Here is an 18,781-nt window from a genome sequence, read left to right as displayed (position 1 = left end):
GCTGGCTGAAGAAATTCGTCAGCCTTGCCTTCACCGTGGCGATCACCCTTCTGGGCCTGCTCTTCGTCACCTTCATGATCGGCCGCGTGATGCCGATCGACCCCGTGCTCGCGGTCATCGGCGAGCGCGCCTCTCAGGCGCAATACGACCAGGTCTTCCAGGAGCTCGGCCTCGACCAGCCGCTGATCGTGCAGTTCGGCATCTATGTCAGGGACGTGCTGCAGGGCGATTTCGGCACCTCGATCCGCACCGGCAAGCCGGTTGCCGAGGACATTGCGCGCGTCTTCCCCGCCACGCTGGAACTCGCCACGCTGGGCACGCTTCTGGGCGTCGTCCTCGGCGTTCCGCTGGGCGTTCTCGCCGCGGTCTACCGCGGCAGCTGGATCGACCAGATCTCGCGGCTGATCGGCCTTGTCGGCTATTCCATGCCGATCTTCTGGCTCGGCCTCATGGGCCTGCTGATCTTCTACGGCATCCTTGGCTGGGTGGCCGGGCCCGGGCGGCTCGGCGTCTTCTACGAGGGGCTGGTGCCGACGCGCACGGGCCTGCTGCTGGTCGACGCGATCATCGCCGGCGACTGGGACGTGTTCAAGGACGCGCTGTCGCACATCATCCTGCCTGCCTGCCTGCTGGGCTATTTCAGCCTGGCCTACATCAGCCGGATGACCCGCAGCTTCATGCTCGAGCAGCTGAACTCGGAATATGTCATCACCGCCCGGGTGAAGGGGCTGAGCGAATGGCACGTGGTCTGGCGCCATGCCTTCCGCAACATCGCCATCCAGCTCATCACGGTGATCGCGCTGGCCTATGCCAACCTGCTCGAAGGCTCGGTGCTGACCGAGATCATCTTCGCCTGGCCCGGCATCGGCAGCTACATCACCACCTCGCTTCTGGCCAACGACATGGCCTCGGTCCTTGGGGGCACCGTCGTGATCGGAACGATCTTCGTGTGCATCAACATCTTCTCGGACCTTCTCTACCGCTTCTTCGATCCGAGGGCCAAATGACCTCGCACACACCTACCGACGCCAAGCCGGGCCTGAAGGCCTGGCTGCTGAGCGACACGCCGCAGTCCCGCGGGCAGGCGCGCGCCGCCGCCTGGTACCAGGGCTGGCTGAAACTGACCTCCAACAAGCTGACCTCGCTCGGCCTCATCGTGCTGGTGCTGCTGGTGCTGGCGGCGCTCTTCGCGCCGATGCTGGCCACCGACAATCCCTTCGTTCAGGACCTTGGCGCGCGGCTCAAGCCGCCGGGCTGGGAGGGGCATATCTTCGGCACCGACAGCCTTGGCCGCGACATCTATTCGCGGCTGCTCTACGGCGCGCGGATCTCGCTCTACATCGTGCTTCTGGTGGCGCTGGTGGCGCCCTTGCTGGGCCTCATCATCGGCACCACCGCGGGCTATTTCGGCGGCTGGGTCGACACGGTGCTGATGCGCGTCACCGACATCTTCCTCGCCTTCCCGCGGCTCATTCTCGCGCTCGCCTTCGTGGCGGCGCTGGGGGCGGGGATCGAGAACGCGGTGCTGGCGATCTCGCTGACCGCCTGGCCGCCCTATGCGCGGATCGCCCGGGCCGAGACGCTGACCATCCGCAACTCGGACTACATCCACGCCGTCCGCCTGCAGGGCGCGGGGCCGGTCCGGATCATCACCAAGCACATCTGGCCGCTGTGCATCTCGTCGCTGGTGATCCGGGTGACGCTCGACATGGCGGGGATCATCCTCACCGCGGCGGGTCTCGGCTTCCTCGGTCTCGGGGCGCAGCCGCCGAGCCCGGAATGGGGCGCGATGATCTCGGAGGGGCGCAAGTACATCCTCGACTACTGGTGGGTCGCCACCATCCCCGGTCTCGCCATCTTCGCCATCTCGCTCGCCTTCAACCTGATTGGCGACGGTCTGCGCGACGTGCTCGACCCGAAGGAGAGCGGCAAATGAGCAATCTTCTGGATATCGAGAACCTCTCGGTGCGCTTTCCCACGCGCTCCGGCACCTTCGAGGCGGTGCGGGGGATCTCGCTCTCGCTCGGCAAGGAGCGTCTGGGGATCGTCGGCGAATCCGGCTCGGGCAAGTCGATGACCGGCCGGGCGATCCTTGGCCTCATCCGCAAGCCGGGGCAGGTGACTGCGGACCGGCTGGAGATGCAGGGCGAAGACCTTCTCACCGCCTCACCCAAGCGCATGCGGGCGATCCGGGGCAAGCATATCTCGATGATCATGCAGGATCCCAAGTACTCGCTGAACCCGGTGATGACGGTGGGCGACCAGATCATCGAGGCGCTGCGCACCCATGAGAAGGTGAACAAGGCCGAGGCCTACAAGCGCGCGCTCGAGATGCTCGAGGCCGTGGCGATCCGCGAGCCGGAGCGGGTGATGAAGCTCTACCCGCATGAGGTTTCGGGCGGCATGGGCCAGCGCATCATGATCGCCATGATGCTGATCCCCAACCCCGAGATCCTGATCGCCGACGAGCCCACTTCGGCGCTCGACGTGTCGGTGCAGCTGCAGGTGCTTGAGATCATGGACAAGCTGGTGCGCGAGCGCGGCATGGGACTGATCTTCATCAGCCACGATCTCAACCTCGTGGCCGGGTTCTGCGACCGGGTGGCGGTGATGTATGCCGGGCGGATCGTCGAGGTCTGCGAGGCGGGCAAGCTGCACGAGGCGAAACACCCCTACACGCTGGGACTGCTCAATTCGGTCCCCGATCTCGAACGCCCCCGGCCGCGGCTGGAGGCGCTTGCGCGCGATCCGAACTGGCGCGAGGCCCCTTCCGTGAGTGCGATGCTATGAGCCAGCCAGAGATTCAGATCGAGGGGCTCGAGGTCTTCTTCGGCGACGGTCACGAGCGCACCCGCGTGGTGCATGGGATCGACCTGAACGTTGCGCAGGGTGAGAGCTACGGGCTCGTCGGCGAGTCCGGCTCGGGCAAGTCGACGGTGCTGCGCGCGCTGGTTGGGCTGGTGCCGGACTGGCTGGGGACGATGAGCGTCGGCGGTGAGCCATTGCAGCGGCTTGGCCGCTCGAAGGCATTCTACCGCACGGTTCAGATGGTGTTTCAGGATCCCTATGCCTCGCTGCATCCGCGCCAGACCGTGGACCGCGTGCTGAGCGAGACGCTGGCGCTGCACGGCATCAAGGACCGGGTGGATGCGCGCATCGACAAGCTGCTGGAACAGGTGGGGCTGGGCGGCGGCTTTCGCTTCCGCTATCCGCACCAGCTTTCGGGCGGGCAGCGGCAGCGGGTGGCGATTGCCCGGGCGCTGGCACCCGAGCCCAAGGTGCTGCTGCTCGACGAGCCGACCTCGGCGCTCGACGTGTCGGTGCAGGCCGAGATCCTCAACCTGCTGTCGGACCTGCGCGCCGAGTTCGGCCTGACCTATCTGATGGTCAGCCACGACCTGGGCGTCATCGGCCACATGTGCGACCGCGTGGCGGTGATGCAGACCGGCGAGATCGTCGAGACGCTGGAGGTGGAGGCGATGCGCAGGCTGCAAGCCGAGCACCCCTATACCCGCCACCTGCTGGACAGCGCGCTGCGCTCCTCGGGCCACGCGGGCATGGCCGAGGCAGAGCGCTCGGCGATCTGAAGCCGGCGCCCTTCGCGCGCCATCAGCACCCGGGCAGGCACCTGTCCGGGTGCTCTCATTCTGGGGAAAGGATCAGCTCCGGGGCGGCTCCGCGATCAGCAGGTCGCTGTCGGCGAAGGCGGCGCGCAGGTCCGACATGAAGCTGTGCAGCAGCCCCGAATAGGGCACGCCCCGGCGGGTGTACATCACCGCCTTGACCTCGCAGGCGGGCAGGAAGGGCTTGCAGACCAACGCCTCGGTGGCATGGGTGGTGGCGGAATAGGGATCGACCACGGTCACCCCGAGGTGCTGCGCCGCCAGCGCCGTGGCGGTGGCGCAATAGCGCACCTCGATGCGCGGGGCGTAGGTGGCGCCGACCTGCTCGTAGGCCTTGCGGACCAGCTGCCCGAGGTTCGAGCCCATCTCCAGCCCGACCAGCGGCTCGGCCTGCAGATCGAGCGCGGTGAGATGGGGCTTGGCGGCGAGCGGGCTGCCCTTCGGCACCAGGGCCACCATATGGGCGCGCTGCAGCACGTCGACGTTCACCGTGGTCTGCCGGTCGTGGTCGATGGCAAGGCCGATGTCGGCCTGACCGCTCTGCACCGCGTCCTTGACCTGTTCCAGCCGCCGCACGTCGAAGGCGACCGAGACGTCAGGCCGCGCCTCGAGAAATCGGCGCAGGGCGACAGGGGCCACCGAGTAGCCGAGCGGCGGCGTGGCAATCACCTTGAGCCGCCCGGCCATGCCGAGCTTCATGTCGCGCGCCCGCTGCGAGAAACCGCGCATCAGCGCGAAGACCGGGCGGATTTCCTCGTAGAGCGCCTTTGCCTCGGCGGTGGGCTGCAACCTTCGCCCGGTGCGCTCGAAGAGGGTGAGCCCGAGCTGGGTTTCCAGCTGTCGCAGCCCCGCCGAGACCGCCGGCTGCGAGATGCGCAGCTGCTCGGCGGCCTCGACAGTGGTGGCGCAGCGCATCATCGCCGCGAAGATCTCCAAGAGCCGCAGCGAGACGTCCGGAAGGCCCGGCTCGGTGGTCATTCGGGGGCTCCGACCAGTCCCAGCGCCATGGCGGCGGCGGCTTGCACCGGATCGATCACCGCGATGCCGATGTCGCGCTCGAGCCGTGCCCGGATCGGCGCCATGCCGGCGCAGCCCAGAACCACCGCGCCCGCGCCCTTGTCGGCCAACTCGCGCCCAAGGGTCACGCACATGCCATAGATCTCCGGGTCGCGCCCCGAAGCCTCGGCCGAGACGCCGGGCAGGGCGAGTTCGGCGGCAAGGCGGCTCTCAACCCCCATGGCACGGATCTTCACTCGGTGGCGGGCGACCGAGCCGGGGGCCAGCGCGATGATCCCGAAGAGATCGGCGCGGGCCATGGCGGTAAGAATGCCCGCCTCCTGCACGCCGATCACCGGCTGCTTGACCAGCGTGCGGGTCAGCTCCACGCCCGGATCGGAGAAGCAGGCCGAGACATAGGCGGCGGCATCGGGCCGCGCCTGCGCCGCCTCGGCGACGCCGAGCCCGACGCGGGCGACGTCCTCGGCGGTCATGATCGTCGCGGGCGAGGCGGGCAGATCGGTGACCTCGAACGCCGGGCCGTGGGCCGGGGCGAGATGGGCGATGGCGTCGCGGATGCCCTGCGTGACGCTGGCGGCGGAGTTGGGGTTGATGATCAGGATCGGGCCCATCAGCGCAGCTCCGCGCCGAAGTTCTGCGCCGGATCGAACTCCTTGGCGGTGACGCCGGGCCTGCCGCGCAGGTCGACCGGCTGGCGCGCGACGAAGCGGCCCTGGCCCTCTTTTGCCTTCAGCTCGCCGTGCTCGACGATCACCGCGCCCCGGTTCATCACGAGCTCGGGCTTGCCGATGATCTCCATGCCTTCAAACGGCGTGTAGTCCATGTTGTCGTGCTGGTCTGCCGCGGTGACGGTCACCCGTGCCTCGGGGTTCCAGATGGCGATGTCTGCGTCCATGCCGGGCGCGATACGGCCCTTGCGGTCGCAGCCGAAGGTCTTGGCGGCGTTGGTGGACGAAAGCGCCACGAACTGCTCGAGGGTGATCCGCCCCTTCACCACCCCTTCGGAGAAGAGATAGGGAAGACGCGCGGCGATGCCGGGCATGCCGTTGGCGATCTTGGGATAGGGAATGTCCTTCCCGTTCAGGAACTTGCCGGTCTCGTCGAAACGGTAGGGCGCGTGGTCCGAGCTGACGCTCTCGAAGGTGCCCTGCGCGATATGGTGCCAGAGCGCGTCCTGCGTGCGGTGGTCACGCAGCGGCGGAGAACAGATGTATTTCGCGCCTTCCATGCCCGGCCGGTCGAGGTCTTCGCGGGTGAGGGCGAGGTACTGCGGGCAGGTCTCGGCAAAGAGCTTGGCGCCGTTGAATTTCTCCCGGCGGACGATCTCGGCCCCGCCTTGCGTCGAGACGTGCACGATGAAGAGCGGCGCGTCGACCAGCTTGGCCAGCTGGATGGCGCGGTTGATCGCCTCTTCCTCGGCCAGCTCGGGGCGCGAGATGGCGTGGTATTTCGGTGCCGTGAGCCCCTTGGCCGCGAGCAGCTTGTTCATCCATTTGACCATGTCGTTGTTCTCGGCATGGACCATGGTGATCGCGCCATGTGCGCGCGCGACGGTGAGGATGTCGAGCATCCCGCCATCGCCGAGATTCATCAGGTCATAGGTCATGAAGACCTTGAAGCTGGTGATGCCGCGGGCAAAGGCGCGGGGCAGCTGGTCCTCGAGCACCTCGGGCTTCGGGTCGGAGATGATCAGGTGGTAGGAATAGTCGATGACCGAGCGCGCGGCGCGGGCGTCATAAGTGGCGATGACGTCGTCGACCGACTGGCCGCGCTGCTGCGCCGCGAAGGGGATGAACGAGGAGTTGCCGCCATGGGCCGCCGAGATCGAGCCCGAGAGGTAGTCGTCGGCGGTCATCACACCCGAGGAGCTTTCCTGCGCGATATGGGCGTGGGCCTCGATGCCGCCGGGCACGACGATGCGCCCGCCCGCGTCGATGCGGCGGTCGCCGCCCTCGAGCTTTTCGGCCACCGCGGCGATGCGCCCGTCGCGGATGCCGATGTCCCCCTTCGCCGTGTAATCGGCGGTCGCGATCAGGCCGCCGTGGATCACCGTGTCGAATTGCATCTCGTCTCTCCTTGCCGGCCGCCATGGGCCGCTGTCCGTCTGTCCCCGCGGGGACGGGCGCCGGGGAGGGCTCCCCGGCGCGCCTGTCTTATTCGGGCACCTTGACGCCGGTCTGGCTGGCGATCAGCCCGTAGTGCTCGATCCGGCGGTGCGCCGCGAAGTTGAAGACGGTCGACTTGCCGAAGTCGCATTTGGCGAAATCCGCCTCATGCACGATCAGCTCGTCGCCCTCGCCTTCGGCTTTTGCCACAACGAAGCCGTCGGGGTCGACGATGATCGAACCGGCGAACATGTGGTTGCCGTCTTCCATGCCGCATTTGGCGACGGCCACGGCATAGGTCGAGTTCTGGTAGGCGCCGGCGCAAACCGAGAGCTCGTGGTGGTACATGCGGCGCTCGATGCCTTCTTCCTTCGACAGGTTGTTCTGCGAGGGGGTGTTGTAGCCAATGGTCACCAGCTGCACGCCCTGCAGGCCGAGCACGCGCCATGTCTCGGGCCAGCGGCGATCGTTGCAGATCGCCATGCCCATGATCACGTCCTGGTTCCTGACGACGCCGAAGCCGGTGTCACCGGGCAGGAAGTAGCGTTTTTCGAGATGCTGGTGGGTGCGCTCGGGCTCGAACTCGGCATGGCCGGGCAGGTGGGTCTTGCGATAGGTCAGCACGATCTCGCCCTCGGGGGAAACGATGATCGAGGTGTTGAAGTGCTCGCCCTCAGGGGTCAGCTCGCAATAGCCAAAGGTGAAGCCCATGCCGCAGGCCTTCGCCTTGTCGAAGAGCGGCTGCACCGCCGGGTTCGGCATCTGGGTCTCGAACCAGTGGTCGAACTCGGCGCGGTCCTCGACGTAGAAGCGCGGGAAGAAGGTGGTCAGCGTCATCTCGGGGTAGACGAGGAACTTCACACCCTTGCCGTGGGCCTCGTCCATCAGCGCGACCATCCGGGCGACGACTTCGTCGCGGGTCTCGTCCTTCTGGATGCCGCCGATCTGGGCGCCGCCGATAATCATCTTCGTCATGGGTCTTTCCTTTCAGGGACGTTCAGTGCACCGCGAGCCCGCGCTGGTACCGCGAGATCAGGCGCACCAGCGGCCAGAGGATCGCGAGGTAGATCAGCGCCGCGAGGATCAGCGGCGAGGAGTTGTAGGTGACCGAGCGGGCCATGTTGGCCGAGTAGAGCAGCTCGGAAAGCGAGACGACCGAGGCGAGCGAGGTCAGCTTGACCACCTCCACGGTGTTCGAAAGCAGGTCGGGCAGCACGTTGCGCACCGCCTGCGGCAGGACCACATGGGTCAGGGTCTGCGCCTTGCCGAGCCCGGTGGCGCGGGCGGCCTCTGTCTGGCCCTTCGGCACCGACTGGATGCCTGCGCGGAAGACTTCGGCGAAATAGGCCGAGTTGTTGAGGAAGAAGGCGATGACCACGGCCATGAAGGGGCTCAGATCTAGCCCGGCAAAGGGCAGGCCCGAGAAGACGAAGACCAGCAGAACCAGCGGCGGCAGCGCGCGGAAGAGGTCGATGAAGCCGACCGACGGCCATTTCAACCACTTGCTCGGCGACAGCGCACCAAGCGCCAGCAGCAGACCGCCGACGAGGCCGAGCCCGATGACCACTGCGCAAAGCTCGAGCGTGATGACGAGCCCTTTGAGCAGCAGCGGCCAGGCCTGCGCCATGATGCCGAAGTTGAAGAAGAGGTCGATGAAGTTGCTCATGTCATGCGCCCCTTACACGGCCCAGGCGTAGCGCCGTTCGAGCAGGCGCGAGAGGATGACCACCGGCAGGAAGATCGCGAGGTAGGCGAGCGCGGCCATGGTCAGCGGCGTTGCCGAGCCCGAGAAGCTCTGCGCCGACGACGAGACCGCGAGGATTTCCTTCACCCCGATCACCGAGCCGAGCGCGGTCATCTTGGTGATCGCCAGCGCGCGGTTGACCAGCGGCGGGATGCCCATGCGGATGGCCTGCGGCAGCGCGATCTCGAAGAGCGTCTGCGCGAAGCTGAGGCCGGTGGCGCGGCCGGCTTCCCATTGGCCCTTGGTCACGGCGGTGAGACCGGCCCAGAAAATTTCCTCGGCGAAGGCGGCCAGCACGCCGCCGAGCACGAGGATCAGCACCATCGGCCCCGAAAGGTTGATGCCGAGTCCGGGCAGGCCGAAGTAGAAGATCAGGATGACGACCAGCGGCGGCAGCGCGCGGCCGATGTCGGCGAAGGCGACGATGGGCAGGGTCAGGTACCAGCGGCCGAGCGTGCGCAGGCAGGCCAGCGCGAGGCCGAGCGCGAGCCCGCCGACCACGATGATCGCGCTGAGCCAGAGCGTCGTGACGATGGCCGAGAGCAGATCCGGCAGGTATTTCGCCATCACCGTGCCGTCAAAGAAGGTGTCGAGGAATCTCATGCGGCGCTCGGGTGCAGGCGGGAGAGGAAGGCGCGCAGGCGCTCTGATTTCGGGTTGCCGAAGATCTCCTCGGGGGGACCGGCCTCGACCACCACGCCGCCATCCATGAAGACGACGCGGTCGGCGGCCTCGCGGGCGAAGTCCATCTCGTGGCTGACCACGACCATGGTCATGCCCTCGTCGCGCAGCTGTTTCATCACCTTGAGCACCGAGCCCACCAGTTCGGGGTCGAGCGCCGAGGTGGGCTCGTCGAAGAGCATGACCTTGGGATCGAGCGCCAGCGCCCGGGCGATGGCGACGCGCTGCTGCTGGCCGCCCGACAGCTCGGACGGCATGGCCTCGGCCTTATGCGCCAGCCCGACGTGCTCGAGCATCTCCATGGCGCGGGCCTTGGCCTCGGGCTTCGACCGTTTCAGCGCCTTGACCTGCGCCAGCATGACGTTGGCCAGCACCGACTTGTGCGGGTAGAGGTGGAAGCCCTGAAACACCATGCCGATCTTCAGCCGCATCTTGTCGAGCGCGGCGCCGTGGCAGGCTGTGACATGCGCGCCGTCGAGAAGGATGCTGCCCGAGGTGGGCTCTTCGAGCCGGTTGCAGCAGCGCAGCATGGTGGATTTGCCAGAGCCCGAGGGGCCGATCACGAAGACCAGCTCGCCCGGCTTCACGCTGAGGTCGATCGAGGTCAGCACCTGGGTGTCGCCGAAACGCTTTTCGAGCTGGTTGATCTCGAGCATCGGTCTTTGGTGGACCTTGGCAGAGGCGGGAGAGGGGGCTGCGTGCATGCGTAAACTTTCGATGAACGGGCGGGGCGGCGGGCGCCCCGCCCGGAGATGTCAGGGAGCAGTGTCAGCGATCAGAAGTCGCAGGAGACCTCATGCGCGGTCTCGTCGTAGCCGTCGAAACCGGGGGTGCCGTAGCCGGGGGTCGGGGTGACGATGGTGGTGCCCTCGGTCGGGGTCACGCCGAACCATTTCTCGGACAGGGCGACCATGGTGCCGTCGGTCTTCAGGCATTCCAGCACGGCGTCGATCTTGTCGCGGGTCTCGACGTCGTCCTTGCGGAACGGGAAGGCCCAGACGAGGCCCGTGGGATACTCGTAGCTGAGATCAATGCGCGGGTTCTGCTTGGCCGCCCATGCCGAGACGGTGGCACCGGCGAGGTTGGCGTCGGCGCGGCCGGTCGAGACCGCCTCGACCGCGTCGGTGTTGGTGCCGTAGGCGACGACTTCCCAGCCGTATTCACCGGCCTTGTCGTTCAGGAAGCTCTCGTAGACCGAGCCCTTGTTGACCGCGATGGTCTTGCCCTTGAAGGCGTCGAGACCCTCCATCGCCTCTGTCCCCGCGGGGACAGTGAAGGCAAAGTTGGTGTCCATGAAGCCCTCGGAGAAGAGCAGGTTCGACGCGCGCTCCTCGGTGACGGTGGTGGGGGCGACGAGGAAGTCGTAGGTGCCCGCCTGCAGCGCCGGGATGAGGCCGGAGAACTGCGCTGCGACCACCTCCATCGGGACGCCGAGCTTCTCGCCGATGGCGGCGGAGAGATCGATATTGAAGCCCTCGACCCCGCCCGAGAGGCTGGGCATGGCGTGGGGGGCAAAGGTGCCGTCGAGCGCGACCTTGTACCCTTCGGCATGGGCCGGGATGGCGGCAAGGGCGGTGAGCGCGGCAGAAAGCAGAAGGCTCTTGGGTGTCATGGGGTGGCTCCGTGTTGGATGATCTGTTTTCTTGGCATCGAGAGGATGCGAGACGTGATCTCAAAAAGCCGCCGGGCCCGGGGAGGAGCAATACAAATCAGGATTATAATGGAACTATAATAATAAGGTCAGTTTATACTTGGCCGCTCGCTACCGCTCGGATCGGCGCGGCCGGTTGCGGAAACCACAATTACAAGACAATGATTTTATTGAGTTATTTTTATCTTCGCCCGACCACCTGACGTGACCTTCTGACGCCCGCGCAGACGGCGCATTGCGCCAAGGCGCCTCTGCAGCCCCCCTTTACGATGCCTGCGGAATGGGCAATCCCTGAGCCACCACGCGCCGGGCGATGCGTCCTGCGCTTCTCAAACGCTCAAGGGGCCAGCCATGAAATCCCTCTTCCACCTCGCGATTCACGTCACCGACCTCGATGCGGCGCGCGCCTTCTACGGCGACGTGCTGGGCTGCGAGGAAGGCCGCTCGACCGACAGCTGGGTCGATTTCGACTTCTTCGGCCACCAGCTCTCGCTGCACCTCGGCGAGCCTTTCCCGGTGACCCGCACCGGCAAGGTCGGCGAACACATGGTGATGATGCCGCACATGGGCGCGGTGCTGCGGCTCGATGACTGGCTGGCGCTGGCGGATCGGCTGGCCGAAAAGGGTGTCGCATTCGACATCCCGCCGGTGATCCGCTTCGAAGGCGAGCCGGGCGAGCAGCGCACCATGTTCTTCTTCGATCCCTCGGGCAACCCGATCGAGATCAAGGGCTTCAAGGATTTCGACGGTCTCTTCGCCGCCTGATCAGCCCCACATGTCGCGCATCTGCGCGGCGATGTCGATCCGCCCCGGCGCCGGGGCGGGTCTGCTGCCCTGAGGGGCCGGCGACCAGTGCTCGCTCTCGAAATGTCCGAGCATCTCGCGCGGGATGAAGCGGGTGCGCGTGGCGTAGACGTGCCGGTCGCCACCCCGGCTCTGCTGCGTCACGTAGAACCGCAGCGGCAGGCCCAACGTCAGCCGGTCCTTGGCGCGGGTCATCGCCACATAGAGCAGCCGCCGCTCCTCCTCCAGTTCCGGAGTCGATCCCGTGCCGAGGTCCGAGGGAATGCAGCCATCGACCGCGTTGAGCAGGTAGACTGATTTCCACTCCTGCCCCTTGGCCGAATGGATGGTCGACAGGATCAGGTAATCCTCATCCTTCAGCGGCACCCCCGAGCGGTCCGAGGTGGCGTCGGGCGGATCGAGCGTCAGCTCGGTCAGGAAGGCCTCGGCCGAAGGGTAGCCAAGCGCGATCTGCTCGAGCTGCAGCAGATCGTCGCGGCGGGTGTCGGCATCCTCGTGGATGCGGGTGAGATGCGGCTCGTACCACGCCCGCGCCAGCCCGATGGCGGCGGGCCAAGGCGCGCGCGTGGTCATCGCGGCGACGAACCCGGGCCAGTCGGCCTCGGCCTTGGCCGGGGGCGCAACATCGGCCAGCGCCGCCGCGGGATCGGGCGAGAGATCCAGCGCATCGAGGATGTTCGCCGCCGACTTTGGCCCGATGCCGGGAATGAGCTGCAGCACCCTGAAACCCGCCACCCGGTCGCGCGGGTTGCGCGCCAGCCGCAGTACCGACAGCAGGTCTTTTACATGGGCGCTGTCGAGGAACTTCAGCCCGCCGAATTTCACGTAAGGCACGTTGCGCCGGGTCAGCTCGGCCTCGAGCTGCACCGAGTGGCTGGAGGTGCGGAAGAGCACGGCCTGCTGTTTGAGCGCAGTCCCGGTCTCGCGGTCTTCCAGAATGCGGTCCACCATGTAGCGCGCCTGATCGGCCTCGGTGCTGACGGTCACCAGCCGCGGCTTCTCGGCCGAGGCGCGGGTGGTCCAGAGGTTCTTGGTGAAGCGCTCGCGCGCCTGTCCGATCACCGCGTTGGCGGCCTCGAGGATGGGCGCCGTCGAGCGGTAGTTGCGGTCGAGCGTGATGACATCGGCAGGCGGGGCAAAGGCGGCGGGAAAGTCGAGGATGTTGCGCACCGTCGCGGCGCGGAAGGCGTAGATCGACTGCGCGTCGTCGCCCACCACGGTCAGCCCGCGCCCGTCCGGCTTCAGCGCCAGGAGGATCCGCGCCTGAAGCCGGTTGGTATCCTGATACTCGTCGATCAGTACATGGTCCCAGGCGCCGCCGATATGGGCGGCGAACTCCGGGTCGGACATGACCTGTGCCCAGGCCAGCAGCAGGTCGTCGTAATCGAGCACGTTCTGCGCCTGCTTGGCGCGGACATAGGCGCCGAAGAGGGCCTTCAACTCGGCCTCCCACATGGCGCACCACGGAAAGTGGTCGCGCAGCACCTCGGCCAGCGGCTCGCCGGCGTTGACAGCCCGCGAATAGATCGACAGGCAGGTGCCCTTGGCCGGAAAGCGCTTCTCGGTCTGCGACAGGCCAAGCCCGTTGCGGCAGAGGTTCATCAGGTCGGCGCTGTCCTCGCGGTCGTGGATCGAGAACTCGGGGCTGAGCCCGATGGCGGGCGCGTGCTCGCGCAGCAGCCGCGCGCCGATGGCGTGGAAGGTGCCGGCCCATGTGAGCGCCTCGGCAACGATCCCGGTGCCCATCGCCCGGGTGGTGATCGCCTCGACCCGGCGGGTCAGCTCAGTCGCCGCGCGGCGCGAGAAGGTCATCAGCAGGATGCGCTGCGGATCCGCCCCGTTCATCAGCAGATGCGCGACACGGTGCGCCAGCGTGCTGGTCTTGCCCGAACCCGCCCCGGCGATCACCAGCAGCGGCCCTGCCGGCGCCGCATCTCCGGGCCGCACTCCGAAGGTGGCGGCGGCGCGCTGGTTCTCGTTCAGCGCCGCGAGCGGGTCGGCCTGCTCCGCGGCCTTCGCTGCCGTGATCTCTACCTGTGTCATCTGCTGCCCGATCCTGCGCTGCCCTGCGGCTTGGTCTGATCGCGGCGAGCATAGCGGATCGGGAACATAATGGGAACTTGGTATTCGAAGCGACGCTGCGCGCCCGCCCCAAGAGGATCGATCTTGGGTGAAAGACGCCCCTTCGGCTTCGTCTCTTCGCAAAGACACCCGCTAGCGGCGCAAACTTGCGCTTTGCGTCCCGGCGCCGCTTGGGGGAAAAGGACCGGGACCATTGCTGGCCCGAGGACGTCTTTCGTGAGTGACACGCTCTTTCACTGGCATCCAGACTGCCGCCTGCGCGCCCCGGAGGCGCCGGGCGCGCTCTTGCACGAGCTGCGCGCCGCGCTGACGGAGGGGGCAGGCTTCACCATCGGGCCAGAGGGAATCGCGCGGTTGCCGCTGGCCGATCGCGGCATTCTGCAGAGCCGATCCTCGGGCACCACCGGCACCGCCAAGGCGATCCGCCGCACGCATGGCTCGTGGATCGCCAGCTTTAGGGTAAATGCCGCGGCGCTTGGCATCTCTCCGGGCGATGCCTACGGCGTGCTCGGCGCGCCGCAGCATTCTCTGGCGCTCTACGCCATCGCCGAGGCGGCCTGGCTGGGGGCGGACCTGCTCTGCCTCGACGCAGTGCGCCCCGCCCGGCAGGCGGCAGCGCTGCACGCGGCGGGGGCGACGGTGCTCTATGCCACGCCGACGCAACTGCGACTGCTTTGCGCGGCGGGGCAGGGGCTTCCGGCGCTGCGCCACATTCTTTGCGGCGGCGGGCGGATGCCCGCGGGGCTCCGGACGCGCATCGCCGAGCTTTGCCCGGGCGCGGAACTTCGGGAATTCTACGGCGCGGCAGAGACCAGCTTCATCGCCTGGGGCGACGCGGAGGGGCCGGGCGGGGCGGTGGGCCACGCCTATCCGGGCGTTGAGATCCGCATCGATGCCCCCGAGGGAGAGTTCGGCGAGATCTGGGTCCGCAGCCCCTATCTCTTCGAGGGCTATGCCGAAGGCACCAGCGCCGACACCCGCTGGCGGGACGGCTTTCTGAGCGTGGGCGAGATGGGCAAGCTCGACGCGCACGGGACGCTCGCCGTCGCGGGGCGGCGCAGCCGCATGGTCACCATCGCCGACCGCAACGTCTTTCCCGAGGACATCGAGGCGCTGCTGCTCGGCGATGCCGGCGTGCGCCACTGCGCGGTGGTGCCGCGCCCCGACCCGAGGCGCGGCGTGCACCTGGTGGCGGTGATCGCGGGCGGCTGTGACGCGGCCACGGCCGGGCGGCTCCTGGCGCTCTGCCGCGCGGCCGTCGGCCCTCTGGCGGCGCCGCGGCGGGTGATTGGCCTCGAGGATTTCCCGCTCACCGTCTCGGGCAAGCCCGACCTGCGCGAGATCGCCCGGCGGCTGGGGGACGGTCCATGAGCGGCGTCCGCATCCTCGCGGCGCTGCGCGCACCGGTGGCGCCCCGCGGCGGGGCGCTGTCGCGGCTGGAGCTTCACGAACTGGCCGCGCCCGTCTTGCGTTCGGCCGTTGCAGAGGCGGGGCTCACCCTTGATGAGGTCGACGAGCTGGTGCTCGGCAATGCGCTCGGCGCGGGCGGCAATCCGGCACGGCTGGTGGCGCTGGCGGCGGGTCTGCCCGAGCGCGTGGCCGGGCTCACCCTCGACCGGCAGTGCTGCGGCGGGCTCGACGCGTTGGTGATGGGCGCCGCACTGATCGCCGCGGGGCAGGCCGAGGTGGTGCTGGCGGGCGGGGTCGAATCCTACTCGCGGCGTCCACTGCGGCTGCGCACCGACCCGGACGGCGGCCCCGCGCGCGGCTACGATCGCCCGCCCTTCACCCCATGGCCCGCGCTGGACCCGGAGATGGACGCGGCGGCGGATGCATTGGGGCAAGAGGGCGGGATTTCGCGCGCGGCGCAGGATTTCTGGGCCATCGAGAGCCACCGCAAGGCGCTCTGCGCCGATTTCTCCGCCGAGATCATCCCGCTCGCGGGGCTCCCGGGCGACGCCTTCACGCGCGCGCTCTCGCCGCGGCTGGCGGCGCGGGCGCCGGTGCTCTCGGGCTCGATCACCGCCGCCAATGCCGCCGTGGCAGCGGATGGGGCGGCGCTCTGCGTGCTGGTCTCGGAGCGCGTGGCGGCGCGGCTCGGGCGGCAGGGCCTTTGCTATCTCGGCGGGCTGACGCTGGGCGGCCGGCCGTACCGGCCCGGACTCGCGCCGGTGGCGGCAATCCGGACCCTGCTCGACCGGCACGGGCTGCGCGCGGAAGACCTGAGCGTCGCCGAGGTGATGGAGGCCTACGCCGTGCAGGCCATCGCCTGCGTCGAGGGCGCAGGGCTCGATCCCGAGATCGTCAATCCCGGCGGCGGCGGTCTGGCGCGCGGGCATCCAGTGGGGGCCTCTGGTGCGATCAACGCGGTGAGGCTGTTTCACGAGCTGCGAAAGCGCGGCGGCACGGGGATTGCCGCCATCGCGGCGGCGGGCGGGCTCGGGACGGCGGTGCTGCTGTCTAGCTGAAACCGCGCAAGCTGGCGTAGGTTTCGAGCGTGTCGCGGGCGGTTTCGACCTTGTTCACCGGAGCCTCGGGGTCGGCTCGCCCCAGCGCCATGCCGCAGACCACCAGCTCGTCGTCGCCGAGGCCGAGATGGGCGTGGGCGACATCCGCATAATTTGCCAGCGCGCCAATGCCGCAGGTGGCGTAGCCCATGCCTTGGGCCGCCACCATCAGCGCCATCAGAGCCATGCCCAGGTCCATGAAGCAGCCCTTGCCCATCTCGGGCTCGATGGTCACGACGATCCCGACCGGGGCGTCGAAGAAGGCGTAGTTGCGGGTGAACTGGTCGCGGCGGCCGACGAGGTCGCGGCGCGCGATCCCCAGCGCTGCGTAAAGCGCATATCCCGCGGCGCGCTGCTTGGCCTTCAGCGCGGGTGGCAGGGGGGTGGGGAAATAGGAATATTGCGCGACCTGCGGTCGACCCTCCTCGATGGCCCCGAGCAGCGCCGCGCTGAGATCGGCCAGCGGCGCGCCGGTCAGTGCGTGGAACCGGCCGGGCTGCAGGTTTGCGCCGCTCGGCGCCGAGCGCGCCGCGCGCAGGATCCGCTCGAGATCGGCGCGCGGCACAGGGTCTTTCAGGAAGGCGCGGGCGGAGCGGCGCGCGAAGAGCAGCTCCTCCGCCGGCGACAGGCTCATGCCGGGATCACCCGCGCGAGAGCAGGCTCGCCGGGCGCGAGCGGGCCAACGCCGAGGTGATGAGCCCCGCCAGGACCGCCTTGATCACGTCGCCGGGGATGAAGGCGGTGACCAGCAGGGTGGCCTCGGGGATGGACTTGCCGAGGGTGACCGACATGCCCAGGACGCCGAAGACGTAAAGCACCAGGATGCCGCCGACCACCGAGGCGATGGCGGAGACCAGCGCCAGGTTGCCGCGCCAGCGCTCGACGATGAAGCCGGTGACGAAGGCGGCGACCGGCCAGCCGACGAGGAAGCCCACGGTGGGCGAGGCGAAGACGCCGAGACCGCCGCGTCCGCCGGCCAGCAGCGGCAGGCCGAGCGCGATCAGCGCGATGAACAGCAGGCAGGCCAAGGCACCGCGTTTCGCGCCGAGCACCGTGCCGGCAAGCATCACGCCCAGGGTCTGCGCGGTGATTGGCACGCCGAAGGCGAGGGTGAACTTGGGGATCAGCCCGAGCCCGGCGATGAGCGCGGCAAAGAGCGCGACATGGGTGAGATTGCGTTCCAAGGCGGATCCTCCTATCCGGTCGTGTCTGGCGGCTCGAGACCGCCCCGGGCGCGCAGCGCCTCGGCGACATGTTCTGCATCATCAATGGCCAGCGCCGCAAGGGGCATCACGACCTGCCATCCGGCGCGGCGGGCCGAACGGGCGCGCCAGGCCTCGGTGAGTTGCCCGCCCTTGCGGGCGATCGAGGGGGTGAAGCGGACCACCAGCGCGACCGAAAGCTCCAGTGCACGGGTCGACAGACCAAAGCGGCGGAAGGGGGCCAGCAGCCAGGTCGCGACCGCGACCATGTCGGTGAGCCGCGTGGTCATGGTGACAAAATTCGCCAGCGTCAGCGCCGCCAGCAGGCGAAGCGCGACGGCGAGGCCCTCGGACAATTGCCCGGTGACCAGGTGCCAGGCCGCGATCAGCCCGAGAAAGGGCAGCAGGATGCGCAGGCTGCGCGCGGCCTCGGCCGCGAACGTCAGCCCGCCGGACAGCACCAGAGCCACCACCCCCGCGAGCGCGAGCGCGAGCGGCCGCGGATCCTGCACTGCGAAAAGCCCGACCGTCGCCAAAGACAGTGCCGCGAGCTTGACGCCCGCCGGCACCCGATGGGCCCAGGTTTCAACCGGCGAGGTCAGAGAGATCATCGCGCCCTCCCCAAAGGCGCATCTGCGCCTCGAACTGGCCCAGCACCTCGGCCGGCGGGCCGTCGGCGCGCAGCGCGCCCTCGTCGATCCAGATCACCCGGTCGTAATGGCGCACGCTCTCGGGGTCGTGGGTGATGTGCAGGATCCGCGCCGCGACCTCGTCGACGTAGCGCATGAGCTGCATGCGGGTGGGGATGTCGAGCCCGGAATAGGGCTCGTCGAGCACGATCAGCGCCGGGCGCATCGCCAGCACAGCCATCAGGCACACCAGTTGCTTCTGCCCCTGCGACAGCCCGTGGGTCGGCGCCGAGGCCCAGTGGCTCTTGCCGAAATGGGCAAGGATCATCTGCACCTCGCCCGCCGCCTCGGCGCGGCTTCGGCCGAGCTGCACAAGGCCGAAGGCGATCTCCTCCTCGACGGTGGGGAAGATGATCTGGTGGTCGGGGTTCTGGAACAGGATGCCGACCGAGCGCAGCGCCGCCTTGCGGTCGCGCGCCATGTCGCTACCGTCGATCTCGGCGCTGCCCGTGTCGGGCACCTGCAGCCCGGCGATCACCCGCGCAAGCGTTGTCTTGCCCGAGCCGTTGCGGCCGACGATGCCGATGCGCCGCTCCGCCGCGCTCAGCGAGACCTGCCGCAGGGCCTCCACCCCGCCAAGCGTCACCGAGACATTCCTGAGCTGCAGCACCCGCGCGTTCCTTTGCGATCCGATGTCGGCCCGGGGTACGACGCGCGGCGGTCCGGTTGCAATCCC

General features: G+C 68.3%; 20 protein-coding genes. 7 read left to right on the top strand and 13 right to left on the bottom strand.

The genetic code is table 11. The features are described from left to right. Positions 1–5: 5 nt before the first annotated feature. Genes G0D83_RS17095 through G0D83_RS17080 form a run of 4 tightly spaced genes read left to right on the top strand, consistent with a single transcriptional unit; the run spans position 6 to position 3,587 of the window. The gene (locus tag G0D83_RS17095; protein ID WP_255455555.1) at positions 6–1,007 is read left to right on the top strand and encodes an ABC transporter permease; all 1,002 of its coding nucleotides are present in this window, start codon (positions 6–8) and stop codon (positions 1,005–1,007) included. Further along, positions 1,004–1,936, top strand: a complete 933-nt coding sequence (locus G0D83_RS17090) for an ABC transporter permease (RefSeq protein WP_164195965.1) — start codon at positions 1,004–1,006, stop codon at positions 1,934–1,936. The genes G0D83_RS17095 and G0D83_RS17090 overlap by 4 nt, the downstream gene beginning before the upstream one ends. Beyond that, on the top strand, positions 1,933–2,790 hold the full coding sequence (locus tag G0D83_RS17085; protein ID WP_164195963.1) for an ABC transporter ATP-binding protein: 858 nt from the start codon (positions 1,933–1,935) through the stop codon (positions 2,788–2,790). The genes G0D83_RS17090 and G0D83_RS17085 overlap by 4 nt, the downstream gene beginning before the upstream one ends. Next, the gene (locus G0D83_RS17080; protein ID WP_164195961.1) at positions 2,787–3,587 is read left to right on the top strand and encodes an ABC transporter ATP-binding protein; all 801 of its coding nucleotides are present in this window, start codon (positions 2,787–2,789) and stop codon (positions 3,585–3,587) included. Before G0D83_RS17085 ends, G0D83_RS17080 begins: the two co-directional genes overlap by 4 nt. A 72-nt stretch (positions 3,588–3,659) precedes the next feature. On the opposite strand, the gene G0D83_RS17075 is transcribed toward G0D83_RS17080, so the two are convergent. The 8 genes from G0D83_RS17075 to G0D83_RS17040 form a co-directional block, all read right to left on the bottom strand. After that, positions 3,660–4,601 (bottom strand): LysR family transcriptional regulator, encoded by a 942-nt coding sequence (locus tag G0D83_RS17075; protein WP_164195959.1) that lies wholly within the window; start codon positions 4,599–4,601, stop codon positions 3,660–3,662. Continuing rightward, on the bottom strand, positions 4,598–5,251 hold the full coding sequence (locus G0D83_RS17070; RefSeq protein ID WP_164195957.1) for an aspartate/glutamate racemase family protein: 654 nt from the start codon (positions 5,249–5,251) through the stop codon (positions 4,598–4,600). The genes G0D83_RS17075 and G0D83_RS17070 overlap by 4 nt, the downstream gene beginning before the upstream one ends. Next, complete coding sequence (gene hydA, locus G0D83_RS17065) at positions 5,251–6,705, bottom strand: dihydropyrimidinase (RefSeq protein WP_164195955.1); 1,455 nt, start codon at positions 6,703–6,705, stop codon at positions 5,251–5,253. The genes G0D83_RS17070 and hydA overlap by 1 nt, the downstream gene beginning before the upstream one ends. An 88-nt stretch (positions 6,706–6,793) precedes the next feature. Continuing rightward, entirely contained in the window at positions 6,794–7,720 is a 927-nt protein-coding gene (locus G0D83_RS17060; protein WP_164195953.1) for an N-carbamoyl-D-amino-acid hydrolase, read from the bottom strand. A 22-nt stretch (positions 7,721–7,742) separates the two neighbouring features. Then, entirely contained in the window at positions 7,743–8,411 is a 669-nt protein-coding gene (locus G0D83_RS17055) for an amino acid ABC transporter permease (protein ID WP_164195951.1), read from the bottom strand. A 12-nt stretch (positions 8,412–8,423) separates the two neighbouring features. After that, positions 8,424–9,092, bottom strand: a complete 669-nt coding sequence (locus tag G0D83_RS17050; protein ID WP_108970913.1) for an amino acid ABC transporter permease — start codon at positions 9,090–9,092, stop codon at positions 8,424–8,426. After that, positions 9,089–9,826, bottom strand: coding sequence for an amino acid ABC transporter ATP-binding protein (locus tag G0D83_RS17045; protein WP_164196036.1), 738 nt, complete (start codon positions 9,824–9,826; stop codon positions 9,089–9,091). The genes G0D83_RS17050 and G0D83_RS17045 overlap by 4 nt, the downstream gene beginning before the upstream one ends. A 119-nt stretch (positions 9,827–9,945) precedes the next feature. Then, positions 9,946–10,782: a transporter substrate-binding domain-containing protein gene (locus G0D83_RS17040; RefSeq protein WP_164195949.1), complete on the bottom strand. Its 837-nt coding sequence runs from the start codon at positions 10,780–10,782 to the stop codon at positions 9,946–9,948. A 390-nt stretch (positions 10,783–11,172) separates the two neighbouring features. Here G0D83_RS17040 and G0D83_RS17035 point away from each other — a divergent pair, with 390 nt between their 5' ends. Next, positions 11,173–11,586, top strand: a complete 414-nt coding sequence (locus G0D83_RS17035; protein WP_164195947.1) for a VOC family protein — start codon at positions 11,173–11,175, stop codon at positions 11,584–11,586. On the opposite strand, the gene G0D83_RS17030 is transcribed toward G0D83_RS17035, so the two are convergent. After that, positions 11,587–13,668, bottom strand: a complete 2,082-nt coding sequence (locus G0D83_RS17030; protein WP_164195946.1) for an ATP-dependent helicase — start codon at positions 13,666–13,668, stop codon at positions 11,587–11,589. Between the two features lie 255 nt (positions 13,669–13,923). Between G0D83_RS17030 and G0D83_RS17025 the strand changes: the two genes are divergently transcribed. Then, the gene (locus tag G0D83_RS17025; protein WP_164195945.1) at positions 13,924–15,078 is read left to right on the top strand and encodes an AMP-binding protein; all 1,155 of its coding nucleotides are present in this window, start codon (positions 13,924–13,926) and stop codon (positions 15,076–15,078) included. After that, entirely contained in the window at positions 15,075–16,175 is a 1,101-nt protein-coding gene (locus G0D83_RS17020) for a thiolase family protein (RefSeq protein WP_164195944.1), read from the top strand. The genes G0D83_RS17025 and G0D83_RS17020 overlap by 4 nt, the downstream gene beginning before the upstream one ends. Here the strand turns inward: G0D83_RS17020 and G0D83_RS17015 are convergent. The 4 genes from G0D83_RS17015 to G0D83_RS17000 are packed head-to-tail and all read right to left on the bottom strand — an operon-like array spanning position 16,168 to position 18,715. Continuing rightward, positions 16,168–16,848 (bottom strand): nitroreductase, encoded by a 681-nt coding sequence (locus tag G0D83_RS17015; protein ID WP_164195943.1) that lies wholly within the window; start codon positions 16,846–16,848, stop codon positions 16,168–16,170. The genes G0D83_RS17020 and G0D83_RS17015 overlap by 8 nt on opposite strands. Before the next feature lie 7 nt (positions 16,849–16,855). After that, on the bottom strand, positions 16,856–17,398 hold the full coding sequence (locus G0D83_RS17010) for a biotin transporter BioY (protein WP_164195942.1): 543 nt from the start codon (positions 17,396–17,398) through the stop codon (positions 16,856–16,858). Between the two features lie 11 nt (positions 17,399–17,409). Beyond that, the gene (locus G0D83_RS17005) at positions 17,410–18,027 is read right to left on the bottom strand and encodes a CbiQ family ECF transporter T component (RefSeq protein WP_164195941.1); all 618 of its coding nucleotides are present in this window, start codon (positions 18,025–18,027) and stop codon (positions 17,410–17,412) included. Next, positions 18,002–18,715: an ABC transporter ATP-binding protein gene (locus G0D83_RS17000; protein WP_164195940.1), complete on the bottom strand. Its 714-nt coding sequence runs from the start codon at positions 18,713–18,715 to the stop codon at positions 18,002–18,004. Before G0D83_RS17000 ends, G0D83_RS17005 begins: the two co-directional genes overlap by 26 nt. Between the last annotated feature and the right edge of the window lie 66 nt (positions 18,716–18,781).

The organism is Salipiger sp. PrR003, assembly GCF_010500785.1.
GTDB classification, from domain to species: domain Bacteria; phylum Pseudomonadota; class Alphaproteobacteria; order Rhodobacterales; family Rhodobacteraceae; genus Salipiger; species Salipiger pacificus_A.
Note: the sequence above shows the minus strand (reverse complement) of the source record. Positions and strands in the feature narration are given on the sequence as shown.